The sequence below is a fragment of the Neisseria sp. P0009.S007 genome (genome assembly GCF_051962515.1).
In genome coordinates this window covers 1-6,391 of record NZ_JBQCVF010000090.1, presented here as the reverse complement: position 1 = coordinate 6,391, position 6,391 = coordinate 1, and the positions used below count along the sequence as shown (strand labels likewise).

At 52.4% G+C, this 6,391-nt stretch carries 6 protein-coding genes; 4 read left to right on the top strand and 2 right to left on the bottom strand.

Going from position 1 to position 6,391, the window contains the following annotated elements; all coding sequences use genetic code 11:
- Nucleotides 1-2,643 (top strand): DNA polymerase III subunit alpha (gene dnaE, locus ACTHS3_RS08725; protein ID WP_440367698.1); only part of this gene is annotated, 2,643 nt, incomplete at its 5' end.
- A gap of 127 nt (nt 2,644-2,770) precedes the next feature.
- On the opposite strand, the gene ACTHS3_RS08720 is transcribed toward dnaE, so the two are convergent.
- Both ACTHS3_RS08720 and ACTHS3_RS08715 read right to left on the bottom strand, forming a co-directional pair.
- Nucleotides 2,771-3,127, bottom strand: coding sequence for a hypothetical protein (locus ACTHS3_RS08720; protein WP_004520896.1), 357 nt, complete (start codon nt 3,125-3,127; stop codon nt 2,771-2,773).
- A gap of 109 nt (nt 3,128-3,236) precedes the next feature.
- On the bottom strand, nt 3,237-3,572 hold the full coding sequence (locus tag ACTHS3_RS08715; RefSeq protein WP_039862525.1) for a hypothetical protein: 336 nt from the start codon (nt 3,570-3,572) through the stop codon (nt 3,237-3,239).
- A 288-nt stretch (nt 3,573-3,860) separates the two neighbouring features.
- Here ACTHS3_RS08715 and ACTHS3_RS08710 point away from each other — a divergent pair, with 288 nt between their 5' ends.
- From ACTHS3_RS08710 to ACTHS3_RS08700, 3 genes are all read left to right on the top strand, one after another.
- Nucleotides 3,861-4,355, top strand: coding sequence for a restriction endonuclease (locus ACTHS3_RS08710; RefSeq protein WP_004520899.1), 495 nt, complete (start codon nt 3,861-3,863; stop codon nt 4,353-4,355).
- Between the two features lie 21 nt (nt 4,356-4,376).
- Nucleotides 4,377-5,240, top strand: a complete 864-nt coding sequence (locus tag ACTHS3_RS08705) for a mechanosensitive ion channel family protein (RefSeq protein ID WP_004520900.1) — start codon at nt 4,377-4,379, stop codon at nt 5,238-5,240.
- Between the two features lie 71 nt (nt 5,241-5,311).
- Nucleotides 5,312-6,178: a hypothetical protein gene (locus tag ACTHS3_RS08700; RefSeq protein ID WP_004520901.1), complete on the top strand. Its 867-nt coding sequence runs from the start codon at nt 5,312-5,314 to the stop codon at nt 6,176-6,178.
- Nucleotides 6,179-6,391 lie beyond the last annotated feature (213 nt).

Here is a 6,391-nt window from a genome sequence, read left to right as displayed (position 1 = left end):
GAAATTGCCAAACGCTGCAATCTGCACATCACATTGGGCAAAAACTTCCTGCCGCTCTTCCCTACTCCGGACGGCCTGTCGCTGGATGATTATTTGGTGAAACTCTCCAACGAGGGTTTGCAGGAACGCATGGTTCAGCTTTATCCAGACGAGGCGGAGCGTGCGGCAAAAATGCCGGAATATCAGGAACGTTTGGATTTTGAGCTGAACATCATCATCCAGATGAAATTCCCCGGCTATTTCCTTATCGTACAAGACTTTATCAACTGGGCGAAAACACACGGCTGTCCGGTGGGACCGGGCCGTGGTTCGGGCGCAGGTTCGCTGGTGGCGTATTCATTGAAGATTACCGACCTTGATCCGCTCAAATACGCGTTGCTGTTCGAGCGTTTCTTAAACCCTGAACGCGTTTCCATGCCTGACTTTGACGTGGACTTCTGTCAGGCAAACCGCGGCCGCGTGATTGAATATGTGCGCGAGAAATACGGCGCGGAAGCGGTCAGCCAGATTGTCACCTTCGGCACGATGTCGTCCAAAGCGGTGATTCGCGACGTCGGACGCGTGCTGGAACTGCCGTTTATGCTGTGCGACAAACTGTCCAAACTGATTCCGTTGGAAGCCAACAAACCCCTGAGTTTGGAAAAAGCCATGGAGGCCGAGCCGCAGATTCAGGAATTGATTGAAGCGGAAGAAGCGGACGAACTGATTACGCTGGCGAAAAAGCTGGAAGACCTGACGCGCGGTTTGGGTATGCACGCGGGCGGCGTGTTGATTGCGCCGGGCAAGATTTCCGATTACAGCCCCGTGTATCAGGCGGACGAATCCGCCTCGCCCGTATCCATGTACGACAAGGGCGACGTGGAAGACGTGGGTTTGGTGAAGTTCGACTTTTTGGGTCTGCGCAACCTGACCATTATCGAAATGGCGCAGAACAACATCAAAAACACCACCGGCGATATTGTCGATGTCGGCAAGATTCCGCTTGACGACCAAGCTGCCTACCAAATCTTCCGCGATGCGAACACCACCGCCGTCTTCCAGTTCGAGTCGACCGGCATGAAAAAAATGCTGAAAACGGCGCACACGACCAAGTTTGAAGAACTCATCGCCTTCGTGTCGCTCTACCGCCCAGGCCCGATGGACAACATCCCCGACTTCGTCGCGCGCATGAAGGGACAGGAATTCCAATACATCCACCCGCTGCTCGAAGGCATCCTCGCGCCGACCTACGGCATTATGGTGTATCAGGAACAAGTAATGCAGGCGGCGCAGATTATCGGCGGCTACTCGCTCGGCGGCGCAGACTTGTTGCGCCGCGCCATGGGTAAGAAAAAGCCCGAAGAAATGGTGAAACACCGCGAAATTTTCGCCGAAGGCGCGGCAAAACAAGGCATTTCGCGCGAAAAATCCGACGAAATCTTCAACTACATGGAAAAATTCGCCGGCTACGGTTTCAACAAATCCCACGCCGCAGCCTACGCCCTGATTTCCTATCAGACCGCATGGCTCAAAGCCCATTATCCTGCCGAATTTATGGCGGCAACCATGTCGTCTGAATTGGACAACACCGACCAGCTCAAGCATTTCTACGACGACTGCCGCGCCAACGGCATCGAGTTCCTGCCGCCCGACATCAACGAATCCGACTACCGCTTCACGCCGTATCCGAACATGAAAATCCGCTACGCACTCGGCGCGATTAAAGGCACGGGCGAAGCCGCCGTCGAATCCATCATCGCCGCGCGGCAAAGTGGCGGCAAGTTTACCGGCCTCTTGGACTTCTGCGAGCGCGTCGGCAAAGAACACATGAACCGCCGCACCCTCGAAGCCCTAATACGCGGCGGCGCGTTCGACAGCATCGAGCCCAACCGCGCCATGCTCTTGGCGAACATCGACCTTGCCATGAGCAACGCCGACCAAAAAGCCGCCAACGTCAATCAGGGCGGACTTTTCGACATGATGGAAGACGCCATTGAACCGGTGCAGCTCATCGACGCGCCCATGTGGAGCGAATCGGAAAAACTCGCCGAAGAAAAAACCGTCATCGGCTTTTACCTGTCCGGCCACCCGTTCGGCCCGTATGCCCAAGAAGTCCGCCAAATCGCCCCGACCAAATTGGGCCGTCTGAAACCGCAAGACAGCGTACGCCTCGCCGGATTCGTTACCGCTGTGCGCACCATGATGGGCAAACGCGGCAAAATCGCCTTCGTCAGCCTTGAAGATTTGAGCGGTCTGGTGGAAATCATGGTCAGCGGCCACACGCTGGAAAACTGCGCCGACTACCTCAAATCCGACCAAGTGCTGATTATCGAATCCAAAGTCAGCCGCGACGACTACGGCGGCGGCGACGGTCTGCGCATTATGGCAAACCAAGTCATGACCCTGCAAATGGCGCGCGAACGCTACGCCCGCAGCCTCAGCCTCGTCCTCGCCCCCGGCCACGATATCGCACGCCTCGCCGCCATCCTCACCGCCCACCGCCTGCCCGACACGTCGCACATTCCGCTGCAACTGTCGTACAGCAACGGCAAAGCATCAGGCAAATTGAAAATTGCGCCAAAATGGATGGTAACGCCAAGCACCGCCTTGTTTGACGAACTGGAAACATTGCTCGGCAGCAGGGCCGTCCGCGTGAATTGGTAAAACTAAAGGCCATCTGAAACTATACGTTCAGACGGCCTTTAATTTAAAAAGCGCTTTAAAAACATAAATCAGATAAAGATTCAGGCTTTCAGACGACCTTATTGTATAGGGAGATTATCTGAAAAGTTTATTGTACAAAGCCTTTGGCCAATAGGGAAAAGTAGCCCACAATAAAGGGGAACGACAATGCCGAAACAATACCCAGCACCCAGTAAATACATTGGTTCAGTACAGTTTTTGAGGCGGTAAGCCGCAACAGTTTGAAATACAGAGAGAACCAGGTTGATGACAAGGCAATAATCAGCAAAAAGCTGACTAGGGAGAAGGAACCGGAGAAAGCGTATCCCAGCATTGTCCCTATCGTGGCATAAAGCATGCCTGCGCCTAGCGCCCATTTCCAGATGGGATAAAGCCTATCGGGAAAATTCAGTGTTCCGGAGGCTTGGAGCCTGCCGAATACCAATACAAATATGATGTCAAACATAATAATGGCTGTTTTAGTGTAGGGTACGACAATATATATGAAAAGGGGGTGAAAATACCCCCCCTTTCCCTACAGATGCTCCATATTAAAGGCCGTCTGAAAAACAGTTTTATTTAACGATTTCAACCGGGCCGTGGTCGTCGCAGTGGTCGCCATGTTGGTGATGCAGACGGCCGTTGACGATGTAGTCAACATGATCGCCGTGCGGTACGGCTTCGTGGCCGCAACCTTCGCCGTGAACGTGGCCGTGGCAGGTGTCAACCGGATGGCAGCCGTCAGGGTTGGTTTCATTGACGCTCAGAGCATGCTCGTCGTAGTGGCCGTTGTGCTCATGGTGCAGGTGGCCGTCGTGCAGATAATCGACGTGGCCTTCGTGTTTGATGGCAGTGTGGCCGCAGTTTGCGCTGTGAACGTGGTCATGATGTTCGTGGGTTTTACAGGTCATTTTTCTCTCCTAATGTTCAGTGAATAGCAATCTTTCTCGATTGATTATTCCATCTTATCTTTTTTTGATGCAAACGTAAATAATTTTACAGTTATTAATATATTGTTACGCTATATCATCTGTTGATATATAAGCCTATTTTATTTTTCAGACGGCCTTTCATCTATAATTCATTTATTTTCAGCGAGAACTTCAAACCCTTCCGGCAATGTAAAATATCGAATTTTTCAGCCGTAACAGGTAACATGGAAACAAAGGGATGAATCCTTCAAACAAACAGGTACTGTAATGGGAAAACAAGCCAAACTTTATATGGTTCGCAGCACGCAAGGTGCGCTTTATGATGTATTTTTTGAACGCGGTGTTGCGGCATTGGCCTGGCCTATGCTGGCCGAAGCGGCGGCCAAGGGTTTTGGCCGTGAGGAGCTGACCGATATTTACCGTTCGGCCGTACCGGATGTGAAGTTGAGAACGGCGCAATCGGGCGCGGCTCAGGTGTGGCGGTTTGTCAACGAATTGGCTGATGGAGATGCCGTACTGACCTACTCGCCTGCTTTGCGCCGTTATCGGGTCGGCAGGATTACGGGCGGCGCGGTACATTGTCCGCAATGGGACGATGAAAAAATGTCGCTGGTGCGGCCGGTTGAGTGGCTGGGCGAAGTGTGCCGTGATGATTTGAGTGCGGCTACGCAACGGGCTTTGGGCAGCGTGGCAACTTTGTTTGCGGTATCGGAAGCGTGTGCGGCAGAAATTTTTGAACGCGTGGGTTTTCAGACGGCCTAAGAAGGGAAAGGAAACAGGATTATGTGGAACACCATGCATGAATGGCTGAACGCTTTGCCTGTCAGTGAAGAAATCATTAAATCGGCATTGATGTCGGTATTGATGATTGTGGCCGTCATTGCCGGGCGCAGCATTTTGCTCTCGGCGCATTTTCGCAGCCATCCGGATTTGAGCATTGAAAACAAACGCCGCTCGCTGGTGTTCAGCCGCAACGTGACCATGTTGCTGATCCTGCTCGGGCTGGCGATGATTTGGGCGGCGCAGATTCAAACTTTGGCCTTGTCGATGTTTGCAGTGGCCGCGGCGATTGTGGTGGCAACCAAAGAGCTGATTATGTGTTTGTCCGGCAGCATCCTGCGCTCGGTAACCAAACAATACTCCATCGGAGACTACATCGAAATCAACGGCCTGCGCGGACGGGTGGTCGATATCAATATGCTGAACACGCTGATGATGCAAATCGGCCCTAATCCATTGATCGGCCAACTTTCCGGCAAAACGCTCTCGTTTCCCAACAGCCTGCTTCTGAGCCACACCGTGCGCCGCGACAATATTTTGGGCAATTATGTGATTCATACGGTGGAAATCCCCGTGCCGATTCATTTGGATTCGGACGAAATCATAGGCCGTCTGAAAGCCGTTCTTGAGCCCTTGTGCGCAGCCTATGTTCCCGTTATCCAACAATATTTGGAAAACGTTCAAGCGCAAAAACTCTTTATTACCCCCGCCGCCCAGCCGCGCGTGTCCCGCGTGCCGCATGATGACAAGGTGTACCACATCATCGTACGCTTCGCCTCCCCCGTTTCCAAACGGCTGGAAATACAACAGGCCGTCTTAGACGAATTTTTGCGCACGCAATACCGACTGATCAACCAAACAAAATAGTACGGTTTGTTTATTGATACAATTAAATCCCTTACAATAATGAAGTTCACAATCAACAATAAGGAAAAGTCATGTTGCCCGAATCAGCCCTTGCCGAAATGTATCCCGTCATTATGACCCCCAGCCATGACGGCAAATATTTCCACAACTACACCCTCTCGCTTCTGAACATCGTCCACACCAACGCCTCCCTCGGCCTGCCGCTGCAAGTAATGATGCAGCGCGGCGAAAGCCTGATTACGCGCGCGCGCAACAACTGCGTGGCCAAATTTTTGGAAAACAAAGAATGGACGCATTTATTCTGGATTGACTCCGACATCGGCTTCTCTCCCGACTCATTCTACCGCCTGCTCTTGGCCGATAAAGACGTTGTAGCCGGCGTTTATCCGCTCAAACGCGAAAACTGGCCGAAAGCAGGCCTTCCGGCCGGCATGACCCAAGCCGATTTTGAGCGTATGTACACTTCTTACACCGTCAACACCAACGACAAAGATGAAAACGGTGAAATCGTATTGAAAGTCGATGAAGACGGTTTTATGAAAGTCCATGACGCGCCAACCGGCTTCATGGTTATCAAACGCAGCGTATTTGAAAAAATGATAGAGGCCTACCCCGAGTTGAACTACGTCTCCGACAGCGACTACAGCCCGGAAAACAAAGGCCTGCACTACCGCTTCTTCGACTGCATGGTCGATCCCGAAAGCAAACGCTACCTGTCTGAAGACTACACCTTCTGCTACCTCTGGCGTCAAATCGGCGGAGAAGTGTACGTCGACGTGCAATCCAACCTGACCCACCAAGGCGCAAAAGTGTATCGCGGCTCGTTTGCCGAATCCCTGCAAACCAATGTTGCCAATGCGGTTTATGCCCCAGAAGGCACCACCATGCGCCTCGAGCTGGCTGCGCCATTGCACGCCAATCCGCGCGGCGCAGAATAAGATTGGCCGACAGGAAGGCAGGACACTTTAATTCTGCCTGTCTGCCACCATATAACGCCTATCGTTTTCTTTTCAGACGGCCACAAGGCCGTCTGAATCCATCTTATTCAGGAGAAACCATATGAGCGACAACGTCCTGCTCCACTTGGGCGAAGAACCCCGTTTCGACCAAATCAAAACCGAAGACATCAAACCCGCCCTGCAAACCGCCAT